Annotated in this window: 12 protein-coding genes and 1 pseudogene; 9 read left to right on the top strand and 4 right to left on the bottom strand. The window is 73.8% G+C overall.

The window, feature by feature from the left end; translation table 11 throughout:
• Position 1: 1 nt before the first annotated feature.
• The 3 genes and pseudogenes from ACF053_RS00170 to ACF053_RS00160 all read right to left on the bottom strand — a co-directional run.
• A pseudogene (locus ACF053_RS00170) lies at positions 2-67 on the bottom strand (hypothetical protein); the annotation flags it as partial.
• Between the two features lie 343 nt (positions 68-410).
• Positions 411-1,895, bottom strand: a complete 1,485-nt coding sequence (locus tag ACF053_RS00165; protein WP_391951671.1) for a class I adenylate-forming enzyme family protein — start codon at positions 1,893-1,895, stop codon at positions 411-413.
• Positions 1,895-2,143: an acyl carrier protein gene (locus ACF053_RS00160; protein ID WP_391951670.1), complete on the bottom strand. Its 249-nt coding sequence runs from the start codon at positions 2,141-2,143 to the stop codon at positions 1,895-1,897. The genes ACF053_RS00165 and ACF053_RS00160 overlap by 1 nt, the downstream gene beginning before the upstream one ends.
• A gap of 323 nt (positions 2,144-2,466) precedes the next feature.
• Between ACF053_RS00160 and paaA the strand changes: the two genes are divergently transcribed.
• Genes paaA through ACF053_RS00115 form a run of 9 tightly spaced genes read left to right on the top strand, consistent with a single transcriptional unit; the run spans position 2,467 to position 10,035 of the window.
• Positions 2,467-3,477 (top strand): 1,2-phenylacetyl-CoA epoxidase subunit PaaA, encoded by a 1,011-nt coding sequence (paaA, locus tag ACF053_RS00155; RefSeq protein ID WP_391951669.1) that lies wholly within the window; start codon positions 2,467-2,469, stop codon positions 3,475-3,477.
• Complete coding sequence (gene paaB, locus ACF053_RS00150) at positions 3,474-3,785, top strand: 1,2-phenylacetyl-CoA epoxidase subunit PaaB (RefSeq protein WP_391951668.1); 312 nt, start codon at positions 3,474-3,476, stop codon at positions 3,783-3,785. The genes paaA and paaB overlap by 4 nt, the downstream gene beginning before the upstream one ends.
• 25 nt (positions 3,786-3,810) lie before the next feature.
• A complete protein-coding gene (gene paaC, locus ACF053_RS00145) occupies positions 3,811-4,584 on the top strand; it encodes a 1,2-phenylacetyl-CoA epoxidase subunit PaaC (protein WP_391952599.1) in 774 nt (257 codons plus the stop codon).
• A complete protein-coding gene (paaD, locus tag ACF053_RS00140) occupies positions 4,578-5,102 on the top strand; it encodes a 1,2-phenylacetyl-CoA epoxidase subunit PaaD (protein ID WP_449336526.1) in 525 nt (174 codons plus the stop codon). The genes paaC and paaD overlap by 7 nt, the downstream gene beginning before the upstream one ends.
• Positions 5,103-5,112: 10 nt before the next feature.
• The gene (locus ACF053_RS00135) at positions 5,113-6,258 is read left to right on the top strand and encodes a 2Fe-2S iron-sulfur cluster-binding protein (RefSeq protein ID WP_391951666.1); all 1,146 of its coding nucleotides are present in this window, start codon (positions 5,113-5,115) and stop codon (positions 6,256-6,258) included.
• A gap of 32 nt (positions 6,259-6,290) precedes the next feature.
• Positions 6,291-7,067 carry an SDR family oxidoreductase gene (locus ACF053_RS00130; RefSeq protein WP_391951665.1) on the top strand — a complete coding sequence of 259 codons (777 nt, stop codon included), beginning with the start codon at positions 6,291-6,293 and terminating at the stop codon, positions 7,065-7,067.
• A gap of 25 nt (positions 7,068-7,092) precedes the next feature.
• Entirely contained in the window at positions 7,093-7,941 is an 849-nt protein-coding gene (locus ACF053_RS00125) for a tryptophan 2,3-dioxygenase (RefSeq protein WP_391951664.1), read from the top strand.
• Positions 7,931-8,779, top strand: coding sequence for an alpha/beta hydrolase family protein (locus tag ACF053_RS00120; protein ID WP_391951663.1), 849 nt, complete (start codon positions 7,931-7,933; stop codon positions 8,777-8,779). Before ACF053_RS00125 ends, ACF053_RS00120 begins: the two co-directional genes overlap by 11 nt.
• Positions 8,776-10,035: a kynureninase gene (locus ACF053_RS00115; RefSeq protein ID WP_391951662.1), complete on the top strand. Its 1,260-nt coding sequence runs from the start codon at positions 8,776-8,778 to the stop codon at positions 10,033-10,035. The genes ACF053_RS00120 and ACF053_RS00115 overlap by 4 nt, the downstream gene beginning before the upstream one ends.
• Positions 10,036-10,672: 637 nt before the next feature.
• Here the strand turns inward: ACF053_RS00115 and ACF053_RS00110 are convergent.
• Positions 10,673-13,786 (bottom strand): GDSL-type esterase/lipase family protein, encoded by a 3,114-nt coding sequence (locus ACF053_RS00110; RefSeq protein WP_391951661.1) that lies wholly within the window; start codon positions 13,784-13,786, stop codon positions 10,673-10,675.

The raw sequence follows: 13,786 nt of genomic DNA, 5'->3' as shown, positions 1-13,786 counted from the left end.
CCGCGCGCAGCGCCCGCCGGGCGGCCCGCCGCCCGGCCAGGAACTCCAGCCGGCGCTTCGGCGGCATCGACGCCGCCGCGGCGGCCTCGGCGGGCCCGGCCGGTTCCGGACCCGGCTCGAAGACGGCCGCGACGCCCAGCCCGAGCCCGGCGGCGGCCGGCAGCGGAGGACGCAGCGCTGTCACACCACTGGCTGCCGCCCGGGCGGACGCCGTGCCCGCTGCCCTCGCGGACTCGTCGTCCGCGGCCCGGGCGGACCCCCGGCCCGCCGCGCACCAGGGATCACTTCCCGCCGCCCGCCCGGCCTCGCCACCCGAGGCCTCATGACCGCCCCGGGCCGGCCAGGACGTCTCCGTCCCGGCCGGCCCGGTCCGCACGGGGCGTGGGGTCATCGCCGCCCGCCGCACGCGCTCACCCCCGCAGCAGTTTCTTGACGATCTTCCCGGCGGGGTTGCGCGGCACCTGCTCGATGAACTCCACCCGCCGCGGGCGCTTGTACGGGGCGAGCAGCCCCGCGACATGCGCGAGCAGTGCCGCCGCGCCCACCTCCGTGCCCGGTTCCAGGGCGACGTACGCGAGCGGCACCTCGCCGTAGTCCTCGTCGGGCATCCCGACGACCGCCGCGTCCCGGACCGCCGGGTGGGTCACGAGGGCGCGTTCGATCTCCGAGGGGTAGACGTTCTGGCCCGCGCGGATGATGACGTCCTTCGTGCGGTCCACCAGGCTGATGCGGCCCTCGTCGTCGACGAAGCCGAGGTCGCCCGTCCTGATCCACCCGTCGAGGGTGATCTCGCCGGTGGCCTCCGGGTCGTTCCAGTAGCCCCGCATGACACCCGGCCCGCGCACCACGATCTCGCCGATCTCGCCGCGCGGCACGTCCCGACCGCCCTGGTCCACCGCTCGGGCCGACATGCCCGGGACGACCCGGCCGCACGGGATGCGGGTGGTGACGTCCCCGGGGGCGGGGTGCTCGTCCGGACCGAGCGTGACGAACGGGCCGCCCACCTCGGTCATGCCGTACACCTGCCGGAAGCCGCAGCCGAGCCGCCCGACCGCGTCGGCGTAGACGTCGAGCGGCATGGGGGCGGCGCCGTACAGGATCTCCCGCAGGGAGGACAGGTCGGTGCGGTGGGACCCCTTGGCCTGGAGCATGAAGCGCAACATCTGCGGCACCAGCCACATGTGCGTGGCCCGGTGCCGCTCCACCGCGGACAGCGCCCGCTGCGGAGTGAAGCCGGGCATCAGCACCACCGTGGCACCGGCCGCCAGGTAGGTCAGGGACACGACCATGCTGCCGTGGTACAGCGGACAGCAGTTGACCATGACGATGTCGTCGGTGGGGCGGGCCATCACCAGCCAGCCGAGGGCGATCGCCCGGAACGACGCGCTGTCGACGGTCACCCCCTTGGCCTGCCCGGTGGTCGCCGAGGTGTGCAGGACGGCGATCGGGTCGGTGTCGGCGACCCGCGGCAGCTCCCGCGCCTCGGCCAGGGTGCCCAGCGCCGCGAAGGCGGGCTTGTCCAGCGCCAGCCGGATCCGCACCGACGCCGGCAGCTCGGGGTGCCGGTCCAGCAGGTCCGACTCCCCGATGACGGCCACCGCGCCGACGCGATCGACGATCCCCGCGACCTCGGGCTCGGCCAGACTGTGGTTCAGCGGCACGAACAGCGCGCCGAGGCGGGCCAGCGCGAAGTAGGTCTCCAGGACCTCGATCCGGTCCTTGGCGAGCACGGCGACCCGGTCACCCCGCTCGATGCCCGACTCCGCCAACCCGTGCGCCAGTTCCCGCGTGCGGTCGTTGAACTCGGCCCAGGTGACGCTGCGTTCGTCGTCGACGAGGGCGGTCCGGTCGGGCCAGCACTGACGGTTGCGTTCCAGCAGCTGCGTCAGCCACATCACGCACCGCCGCTCGCGCCGGCGACCGCCCGCCCGGCCACGAAACGCTCGTAATCGGCGATCGTGCGCAGCCCCTCCATGTCCTCGGCGGTGATCTCCACGCCGAGTCGCTGCTCGACGAGCAGCACGAGACGCACCAGATCCCCGGAGTCGATGCCGCTGGCGGCCAGGTCGACGTCGTCGCCGACCTGGTCGGCGTACTCGGCCGTACCGGTGAGTTCGACCAGCAACTCCCTGATGGTGCTCATGGTTTCCCCTTTCGCCTCGGCGTGCCGGCCGCCGCGCGGTGTACGACTGTCACCCCCTGAAGAGGCGCACCGGGCCGGGCCCACTCCCCGGGCCGGCCCGTGACCTTTGTCACGCGCCCGAACCGCGCGCCGCGGGGATAGCCGGACCGCGCCCGGGGCCTCTTACCGCAACGAAGCCACCCGCTCCGCCCGGCCCCGCTCGGGCGGTCCCGAACCGAAGGAGTGATGCGCGTGCCCAGGCAGCCGGTACGGGTCCGCACCCCCGGGCGGTGCCCGCGGTACGACACCGCCGCGGCGGTCACCGGACGCCCGGGCGGTGCCCGGTGACCGCGCCGACCGCCGCCCCCGCCGTGGACGAGGGCGACCTGCTCGCGCACTTCGACGCGCTCGTCGCCGCCGGTGAGACGATCGAACCGCGCGACTGGATGCCCGACGGATACCGCCGCATGCTGGTCCGCCAGATCGCCCAGCACGCCCACTCCGAGATCATCGGCATGCAGCCGGAGGGCGCCTGGCTGACCCGCGCCCCGTCCCTGCACCGCAAGACGGTCCTCATCGCCAAGGTCCAGGACGAGGCCGGCCACGGCCTGTACCTGTACTCCGCCGCCGAGACGCTCGGCGTGGACCGCGCCGACCTGCTGGACGCCCTGCACCGCGGGCAGCAGCGCGCCTCCGCCACCTTCAACCACCCCGCGCTCACCTGGGCGGACACCGGGGCCATCGCGTGGCTGACGGACGGCGCCGCCGTCATCAACCAGGCACCCCTGTGCCGCACCTCCTACGGGCCGTACGCCCGGGCGATGCGCCGCGTCTGCCAGGAGGAGGCGTTCCACGTCCGGCAGGGCTACGACCTGATGCGCGCCCTGTGCGAGGGGACGCCTGAGCAGAAGGAGATGGCCCAGGACGCGGTCGACCGCTGGTGGCTGCCGGCCGTGGCGCTGATGTTCGGGCCGCCCGACACCGAGGCGGGCGGCGCCGACGCGCGGACCGCCGCGCTGGGCGCCGCGGTCTCCCGCCGCGCGATGGCCTGGGGCATCAAGCGCCACACCAACGACGAGCTGCGCCAGCGCTTCGTCGACTCCTGCGTCCCGCAGGCCGAACGTCTCGGCCTGACGCTGCCCGACCCGGCGATCCGCTGGAACGAGGAGCGCGGCCACTACGACTTCACCCCGATCGACTGGGACACCTACCGCGAGGCACTGGGCGACGACACCCACTGGGCGCGGCAGCGCATCGCGCACCGTCGGGCCGCGCACGAGGACGGCGCCTGGGTCCGCGAGGCCGCCGCCGCGTACGCCATCGCCGAGGACGCGCCGGGAGGAGAGGACGGATGAACAGGACACGGGAGGGCGCACCGGCGTCCTGGGAGGTCTTCGTGCGGGCCCGCCGGGGCCTGGCCCACCAGCACGTGGGCTCGGTGCGCGCGGCCGGCCCGGACGCGGCGCTGGCCGCGGCCCGCGACCTGTACACGCGCCGGGGCGACCCGCTGTCGGTGTGGGTGATCCGCTCCGACGCCGTGCACACGGCCTCCCCGGACGAACGCGACCCGTACTTCGCGGGCGCCCGGCACAAGCCCTACCGCCACCCCGAGCACTTCGCGCCGCTGACCGAGGAAGGCCCCGAAGGTGAGCATCACGACTGACGCCCCGGCGGCGCGCCGGGACCCCCTGCCGGGCGGGGCGCCGTCCGTCGCCCCCGATCTGGCCCGGCACCTCCTGCGCCTCGGCGACGACGCGCTCGTCCTCGGCCAGCGGCTGTGCCGGTGGATCACCCGAGCGCCGACCATCGACGAGGACCTCGCCCTGTCCAACATCGCCCTCGACCTGATCGGCCACGCCCGCGCCCTGTTCACCCGCGCCGGACGGCTCGACGGCACCGGCCGCACCGAGGACGACCTCGCCTACGGCCGCTCGGACCGCGAGTTCACCAACGCCCTGCTGACCGAACTCCCCAACGGTGACTTCGCGGTGACCGTGGCCCGACAGCTCGCCTACGCCCACTACGCCGTCCTGTACTACGAGGCCCTCGCGCGCTGCGCCGACCCCGACCTCGCCGCGTTCGGCGCCCGCGCCGCCAAGGAGGTCGCCTACCACCGGCTGCACGCCGACCGCTGGACGGTGACGCTGGGGCGCGGCACCGAGGAGAGCGCCCGCCGCATGAGGGACGGCCTGGAACGGGTGTGGCCGTACACCGCCGAACTCTTCGAGGAGGACGAGGTGCTGCGCCGCCTGGCCGACTCCGGCACGGTGCCCTCCCCGGCACCGCTGCGCGAGACGTGGCTCGGGCGGGTCACGGAGGTCGTCACCGGGGCCGGGCTCACCGTGCCCGGGCCCGCCTGGTCGGCCACGGGAGGCCGTTCGGGGCTGCACACCGAGGAATTCGCGTCGCTCGTCGCCGAACTGCAGTCGGTGCGGCGACAGTTCCCCGGAGGCACCTGGTGACCGGGACCGTGGTACCGGACGCCTCCCGCCGCTCTCCCCGGGAGGTCCGCGAACGGGTGGCGGCGCTCCCGGACCCGGAGCTGCCGGTGATCGGCCTCGGCGACCTCGGCGTGGTGGGCTCCGTCGCCCCGGCCGCCGACGGCGTACTGGAGGTGGAGATCACGCCCACCTACCTGGGCTGCCCCGCGCTCCCCGAGATCACCGCCGCCGTACGGAAGGTCCTGACCGCCTGCGGCCACCCCGACGGCCGGGTCCGGCAGGTTCTCGCGCCGCCCTGGACGACGGACCGCATCACCGCCGAGGGCCGGAGCACACTCGCCGCGCACGGCATCGCCCCACCCGTCACCCCGGCCCCCGGCGGCCCCGGCCCGGTCCTCGTCGGTCTCGGCGAGGTGCCCTGCCCGCACTGCGGTTCCCGGGCCACCCGGCCGCACAGCCCCTTCGGGCCCTCCCGCTGCCAGTCGGTGCTGTGGTGCACGGCGTGCCGCGAGCCCTTCCCCCACCTGACCGCGCTGTGAGGCACACACCGTGAACACCGTCGCCCCCGCCCCGCCCGTCGCCCCGCCCGGCACCCGTTGGCACCGGCTCCGCGTCACCGAGGTCCGCCCCCTGACCGCCGACACGGTGGCCGTCACCTTCGACGTGCCCGCCGCCCTGCGCGAGGTGTTCGCCCACCGCCCCGGCCGGCACGTCGTCGTCCGGCACCGCCGCGGCGACGGCGAACTCCGCCGCAGCTACTCGGTCTGCCCGCCCCCGCACGCCCCCGGGACACTCCGCCTGGTGATCAAGCGGGGCGGCCTCGACGGCTTCGGGAGCCACGCCGCCACCCGCCTCGCACCCGGCGACCACCTCGAACTCTCCCCGCCCACCGGTGCCTTCGCCCTGCCGGAGCTGCCGGGCGCCCACCACGTCCTCATCGCGGGCGGCACCGGCATCACCCCGCTGGCCCCGATGGCCGCCCACGCGCTGCGCCGGGACCCGGTCTGCCGCGTCACCCTCGTCCACTCGGTCCGGACCACCGCCGACGCCCTGCTGGCCGACGAACTGGCCGAGGTGAAAGACGAGTTCATCGACCGCTTCACCGTCCTGCACGTGCTGACCCGCGAGGACCGGGGGAGCGGGGGCGGCCCGCTCGCGGGACGGCTCGACGCGGCCGGGCTGCGCCGCCTGCTGGCGGCCGTGGACGCGCGCCCCGGCCCGGGCACCGCCTACGCCCTGTGCGGACCGCCCGGTCTCGTCGGCACCGCGCTGCGGGTCCTGGCCGAGGAGGGCGCCGATCCCGCGCTCGTCCGTCGGGAGCTGTTCACGACCGGCGGGACGGCCCAGCGGCCACCGGAACCGGCCGGACCCGCACCGGCGCCGGCCACATGCGCACCCGAGCCCGTACCCGGGACGGGACAGGTTCGGGTCACCGCCCTGCTCGACGGTCGCCGCCGCGCCGCCACCGGGCCGCACGACGCCGTCCTCCTCGACGCCTTGCTGCGCGCCCACCCCGACGTGCCGTACGCCTGCCGCGAGGGCGTGTGCGGCAGTTGCCGCGCCAAGGTCCTGTCCGGGCGGGTGACGGCCGACCGCCAGCACGCCCTGGACGAACGGGACCGCGCCGCCGGCTACACCCTCGTCTGCCGCGCCCGCCCGCTCACCCCCGAGATCACCCTCGACTTCGACGCCTGATCCGTACTCCCCTGAAGCGAAGGAGACCCACGATGACCGCCACCGCCCGCCACGGGGGCAAGACCGCCCTGGTCACCGGAGGCAGCCGGGGCATCGGCCGGGCCATCAGCCGCCGCCTCGCCCACGACGGCGCCCTGGTGGCGGTCCACTACGGCCACGACCGGACGGCCGCCGAGCGGACCGTCAAGGAGATCGAGGCCGACGGCGGCCGCGCCTTCCCCGTGCACGCCGAACTCGGCGTCCCCGGCGACGCCGACACCCTCTGGTCCGCCTTCGACGCGGCCCTGGCCGAGCAGGACGCGCCGGAGGGCCTGGACATCCTCGTCAACAACGCGGGCATCACCGTTCCCCGCCCCCTCGCCGAGGTGACCGAGGCCGACTACGACCGCGTCTTCGCGATCAACACCAAGGCGCCGTTCTTCATCGTCCAGCGCGGCCTGGGCCGCCTGCGCGACGGCGGCCGGATCGTCAACATCTCGTCCGTCGCGACCCGCGTCGCCTTCCCGGCGATCGTCTCGTACACCATGACCAAGGCCGCCCTCGACTACCTCACCCTCTCCCTGGCCCAGGAACTGGGCCCCCGGGGCATCACCGTCAACGCCGTCGCACCCGGCTACACCGAGACGGAGATCAACCCCACCCTCGCCGTCCCGGAGCTCCGCCGCCGCTACTCCGAGGCCTCCACGTTCGGCCGGCTCGGCGACCCGGTGGACATCGCCGACGTCGTCTCCTTCGTCGCGAGCGACGACGCCCGCTGGGTGACCGGCCAGTGGATCGACGCCTCCGGCGGCGCCCACCTCGGTGTGTGACCCGTCCGCACCCCTAGGAGATGCCATGAACGACCGCACGTCCGCCCTCGACGAGCTGGCGTCGGACGACGCCCTGACCCGGCCCTTCACGGGCGCCAGCCCCTACGACGCGTACATCCGCGCGTCCGTCCTCAACTCCCTCCAGCACCCCCTCACCGAGGCCCCGGACGAGATGGGCTTCCTCGTCACCACCCAGGTGATGGAACTGTGGTTCACCCTGATCGTGCACGAGTGGCGCGCGGCACGGGTGGCCTTCGCCAAGGACGACCTGCACGCCGCCCTGGACGCCCTGTCGCGCAGCCGCCGCGCGCTGACCGCTCTGAACGGTGCCTGGCCGCCCATCGCCGCCCTGACGCCCGCCCAGTTCAACGGTTTCCGGGCCGCCTTCGGCCAGGCGTCGGGGTTCCAGTCGGCGATGTACCGGCACATGGAGTTCCTCCTCGGTGACAAGTCCGCCGGGCTGCTGCGCGCCCACCGCGGCGACCCGGCCGTCCACGAGGCGCTCGCCGAGACCTACCGCGAACCGTCCCTGTACGACGAGGTACTGGCCTACCTCCACCGGCAGGGCCTGCCCGTCCCGCTCCACGTCCGCGAACGGGACATGACCGGCCCGTACAGCGGTGACCCCGGGGTGACCGAGGCGTGGCGGCAGGTCTACGCCGGGCCGCAGCACCACCCCCACCTGACGCTCGGCGAACTGCTCACCGACATCGCCGAACTCGTCACCCGCTGGCGATTCGACCACGTCCTGGTGGTCCGCCGCGCCATGGGCGCGAAACCCGGCAGCGCCGGCTCCGCGGGGCTGGCCTGGCTGGAGCAGCGGGCGGCCCGCCCGGTCTTCCCCGAACTGTGGGAGGTGCGCGGTGACGTCTAGGGTCATCTCCGCCTTCGCGGCCGAGGAGGAGCAGCGGGTCCTGAGCCTGAAACCGGTCCTGGCACCGGTGCACGGCCGCTACGGCGACCACCCCCACCAGTCCTACGACGCCTGGCCGTCCGACGACCCCGACGCCCCGCTGGTCGTCCTGCTGCACGGCGGCTACTGGCGCTACGACCGCATGCACCTGACCCCGTTCGCGGCCTGGCTGTCCCGCCAGGGCTTCGCGGTGCTGCTCCCCGGCTTCCGCCGCTCCGGCGGCGCGGGCGGCTATCCCGAGACCTTCGACGACGTGGCCCGCATCGTGGACACCCTGCCCCAGGGGCGGCCCTACGTGCTGGCGGGCCACTGCTCCGGCGGCCACCTGGCGCTGTGGTGCGCCGCCCGGGGCCTGCTGCCGCCCGGCTCCCGCTGGCACACCCGCACCCTGCCGACGAGCGTCCTCGCCCTCGCGCCGATCACCGACCTCACCGCCACCCGCGGCGACCGCCTCAGCAACGACGCCGCCCTCCAACTCCTCGGCGGCGAAACATACTTCGCGGCACGGCTGCCTGAGGTCGACCCCCTCACCCTGCTGCTCGACGCCGGCACCACCGGCGTCCCCACCGTGCTGCTGCACGGCGCCGCCGACGAGGAGGTCCCGCTCACCCAGTTCCGCGACTACGCGGCCGTGCACCGGGACCTCAGGACGGTCGTCCTGCCCGGCACCGGCCACTACACCCTCATCGAACCGGAAGCGCCCGGCGCCCGCGCGGTCGCCGACACCCTCCGGGACATGGCCGCCGCCTTCCCCCCGAAGGACCCCGGCCGCGCGGGCGAGGAGGCCGCACACCGATGACCACCGCACCGTCCACCCCGGCCGACCTGCGCGAGCGAGCCGCACGGCTCGACACCGACGACCCCCTGGCCCCCTGCCGCACCCGATTCCTGCTCCCGCCGGACGTCGTCTACCTCGACGGCAACTCCCTCGGCCCGCTTCCCGCCGCCGTCCCCGCGGCCCTCGACGACGTGGTGCGGCACCAGTGGGCCACCGGCCTCATCGGCTCCTGGAACGCGAACGGCTGGTGGGAGGCCCCCCTGCGGGTCGGGGACGCCATCGGCGCGCTCATCGGGGCCGCGCCCGGCCAGACGGTCGCGGGTGACTCCACCAGCGTGCAGCTGTTCACCGCGCTCGACGCCGCCGCCGCGCTCCGCCCGGACCGCCCGCTGCTGGTCACCGACCCGGGGCACTTCCCCACCGACCGCTACCTCGCCGACGCGGTCGCCGTCCGCCGGGACCTGGAGGTACGGCGGGTGCCGCCGGCGGACCTGCCGCGCTTCCTCGCCGCCGAGGGCCACCGGGTCGCCGTCGTCCACTACGCGCCCGTCGACTTCCGCACCGGGGAGCTGTACGACGTGCGGACACTGACCGGCGCCGCCCACGACGCCGGCGCCCTCGCGCTGTGGGACCTGTGCCACGCGGCCGGCGCCCTGCCCCTCGACGTCGACGCGACCGGCGTGGACCTGGCCGTCGGCTGCGGCTACAAGTTCCTCTCCGGCGGCCCCGGCGCCCCCGCCTTCCTGTACGTGGCGCGGCGCCACCACGCCGTCCTTCAGACACCGCTGCCCGGCTGGACCGGCCACGCCGACCCGTTCGCCCTGGCGCAGGAGTACACGCCCGCCCCCGGCATCGCCCGTGCCCGCATCGGCACCCCGCCGGTCCTGTCGCTGCTCGCCCTCGAAGCGGCCCTCACCGCCTTCGACGGCGTCGACCTGGCCGACGTCCGCGCCAAGAGCCTGTCCCTGACCGGGTTCCTCCTCGACTGCGCGGACGCACTCCTCACCCCCCTCGGCTTCACCTCCGTCACCCCGGCCGACCCCGCCCGCCGCGGCAGCCAGATCACCCTGCGCCATCCGCACGCCCGCGGGCTGGTCGCCGCCCTCGCCGAGCGGGGCGTGATCGCCGACATGCGCGCACCCGACCTGCTGCGGTTCGGCGTCAACGCCCTCTTCACCACCCACCGGGACCTCCTCACGGCCGCGCTGCGCCTGCGCGACCTCACCCGGGAGGCCACCTACGACCCCGCGCCGCCCGCCGCGGGACCGGTGACCTGAGGGAACCGGGCGGCGACCGGGCGTGCCGCAGATCGTCGGCGGACCCCTCGATCACCCGGGGAGCGGCCGGAGTCACGGGCACCACCTTCACCACCGATATCGACGCCGCCGTCCGCGTACCGAGGGACCCCGACGACATCTCGTGCTGGTGTAGCCGGTGCCGTCGCGCTTGACGAAGTTCGTCCGGTCCGTCGCGCTGGTCCCGAGGCGGCGGACGGGCGGCGCGAGGAATGGGCCGGCAACGGGTGCGGGCGGCTCCGGCGGACGTGGAAGAAGTGCACCGGCGCCGGGTGATCGGACAGGAGCAGTATCCGATCATCCGGGAACGGGCAGCGGTTCCCGCACCAGGACCCACTCGTCATCGCTCGTGTCCGAGTCGTGCCGGGGCCGGTGCTCCGGCCGTCGGCCGCGTCCCCGAACCTGTGGGTGAGACGGTCACACCCGGGAGCGGACGGACGGGACCCGGCAACCATGACCACGCGGCACTCCGGCAGAGGGGCCTCTTGCTCCTCACCGGATTCGACATCCGCGAGCTGCCAAGAGGCCCCTTCTCCCACGCGTCCGCACCGGCAGACTCACCCGGACCGGGCCCCTGTTCGAACCCGACCGACCACCCGAGCGGAAGGAGAACAGCCGGTCAGTCGAAGGTGATGGTGTCGCTGAGGGCGATCGGGCCCTCGCCCGACTTGTTCCATGCCGAGATCATGACGACGTACTCACCCGGCGGCATCTTCGGGATGACGGTGATGTCCGACGTTCCGGAGACGCTGAAGCTCCGGGTGATCCCCAGCGGCGCGGACTTGTCCCACATGTACACGGCGTACGCGGTGATCCCGTCACTGTACTTCCCGGTAGGCGGATCCCAGGTCGCCACCCCGCCGTTGGTGCCGGCCGTGGCCTTCACGTTCCTGGGATACCCGGGTGTGGTCGGGCGGGCGGTGCCGCGCCTGGTGTCCGACCAGTCCGACCGGACGGTGTCCCCGGAGGCCGCGCGGACCCGCAGTTCGTAGGTGTGTCCCTCGTGGATCTGGCCGTAGTACTGGCGGCTCATGTCCCACCGGTTGGTCACGGGGTGGGCCCGGTTCCACTCCCCGTCGGGGTTCGCGGTGGTGTCGCGCCACTGCACCTGGTAGCCGTGCGCGCCGAACACCTTGTCCCAGGTGAGGGTGACACCCTGCTGGGTGCCGTCGAAGGTGACGTCGGTCGGGGTGGCGAGGAACCGCGCGTCGACGTCAACGGGGTTCGGGGGCGGTCCGGTGCCGATGCGGAACTCGTCGTGCAGGGTCGATGCGAAGGCACGCGCGATGCGGTACTCCCCGAGCTCGTTGGGGTGCAGCCCGTCGTAGGTGGTGTCGCAGGAGGTGGCGGAAGGGTCGCAGCCCATGGCCTTGTCGAGATCGGCGAGGGCCACCGGCGAGGCGTCGGTGCTCCACTCCTTCACCTTGTCGGCGAGCGCGGCGTTGTAGGCGCGGGTGCGCTCTCCGAGTTGCGGGTTGGCGCTGCCCAGGGTGGTGCGCTGGGGCACGTTGGCGAGGACCAGCCGTACGTCGGGATTGGCCTTGCGGGCGTTGTCGATGAACTTCTTCATCGTCCCGGTCAGGTCGGCGCCGGCGCCGGTCCACCCGATGTCGTTGAAGCCCAGTTCGACCAGCAGTGTGTCCGGTAGCTTCCTCTCGGCCTTCAGGTCTTCCATGACCGAGGTGATGGTCGGGACGTCCTGTTCCAGCCGGCGGCCCCACATCGCGTAGTGCTCGGCGCCGCTCTTGAGGAAGGCGGGACTGACGTCCCGCGCGTAGGCGCCGTCAGAGGTCGCGGGCTGGGGTTCCGACGGCGGCTTGCCGTCGTAGGGAGGAGGCGGCTGGGGTGCCGTGGGTTCGTCGGGAGCCACGGTTCCGTGCAGCGGCCCGACGAACTCGGCCTTCCAGTTCTGCGTGCGGGCCCACTGCCACAAGCGGTAGCGCCAGGTGTGGTCGCCCTCGAAGCCGTTACTGATCGAGTCGCCGACCACCATCACCCGCTGGGGCGGGCCGCTCGTGTTCCCGTCCGAGGGGTCCGTCCCGTCGACGCCGCTGCCGTCCACCACCATGTCGGCGGGGTTCACCACGACGGCGTCGGGATCGACGATGGTGCCGTCCTGCCACAGCTTGGTCAGCTCGGCCGCGTAGCCGTTCGTCATGGTCTTGTAGCCGTCCGCGTTGGGCACCCCGTCGGCGGACTCCCCGGTGTCCACCTGAACGGCGTCGCGCCCGAAGTCGAGCGGCACCTGCCGGATCCGGTGCCCCGCTCGGAGCTGGGAGGCGATGACCGCGCTCGCCCTCGAGACGTAGGAGTCGGTTCCGGTGTACATCTCCTCCCGGACGGCTGTCGTCCTGGACGGGACCGGGTCACCCACCAGCACGGTCGTGTCGGGCAGGACGATGTAGACCTGGTCGAGCAGCCTGCGCAGCTGGTCCGCCTCCTGGGCGGCCGTCGGCCCGTTCTTCTTCGCCAGGTCGTTGGCGACGTCTATCTGCAGCAGGACGACGTTGGGCCTGTACGTGCGCAGATCACCGACCAGGCGCCGGCGCAGTTCGTCGACACCCGCGCCGAGGAATGCTTCTTCCTGGTTGTCGTCGTCCGCGACGTTCCCCCTGCTCACGGCGCCGACGTAGTCGAAGGTGGCAGCGTCCGCGTTCGCCGCCGCCACCGCCCTCGTCGAAGCGGCGGCTACCGCGGCCTTCGCCGGACCGGCCGTCCGGGACCAGAACTGGGTGCACCCGTCCCTGTACGACTGCACCACGCAACGGTCCAGTGGGCCGCGCATGCCCGCGTAGTCGAAAGGATTCTGCGCCACGTTGTGGCCGTCGACCGCGTATCCACCGACCGGCATCGTGGCCAACTGCGGCCCGTCGGCGTCCTGTCGGCCGGCCTGGGGGACGAAGTGCACCGGATCGTGATCGGAGCCGCCCTGGTTGGGCTGCACCCTCGCCTCGAAGCTGCCGCGACCGGTGCTCGTGACGGCGAAGTCGAGTTCTTGTTGCTCCCCGCCCGGGCTGCGGTGGGTGGGCCGGCCGCTGGCCAGGATGCGGGGCGTGCGGCCGTCCGGCGTCGTGATGACGTCCTGGTACATGCGGCCGGCCAGGGTGTTGGGCCTGGTGTTGAAGTCCGCGCCCACCGTCCAGTTGCGACGCGGGTCGTCACCCTCGACGGCATCTCCGATGCGGGCGAGCATGCCGATGGCGTCGCCGCCGCCGCCGCTGAGCGCGTGGAAGCTGAAGTACCAGTCGTCGCCCAGTCGGATGCCGATGGCGGGTCGGCCGTAGGCTCCGCCGTGCGGGTTGTCCACGACCATGGCCGCGTCGACCGGGGTCCTCGACATCACGACGGTGTTCACCCGGCCGCCCGGTATCAGCCGGTCATGGGTCTGGAGGAAGACCATGTACCAGTCCGACGGCCGTTGACTCGTGCGCCATCGGGCGTAGGTGACCAGTTGGTCGTTCTCGGTGCCCGGCGGGTTGGGCAGTACGTCGGCGCCGTTGGGGACATCCGCGCCCGCCTCCTGGAGCATGACGACCTCGGACCGGGCACCGGTGAGGACGCGCGGAAGGTAATCGGTCCACAGGCTCCTGCCGTCCGAGGTCGCTCCCTGCATGTTCCAGGTGAGGAAGGGAGTCTGATCGAGAGGCGCCGCATGGGCCCGGCCGGCTGCCAGGACGGTGAACGGCGCCACCAGAAGCGCGACCAGCAGCGCCTGGACCACGCCGAAGGCCAC

Source organism: Streptomyces kanasensis (genome assembly GCF_043077165.1).
Taxonomy (GTDB): domain Bacteria; phylum Actinomycetota; class Actinomycetes; order Streptomycetales; family Streptomycetaceae; genus Streptomyces; species Streptomyces changanensis.
Note: the sequence above shows the minus strand (reverse complement) of the source record. Positions and strands in the feature narration are given on the sequence as shown.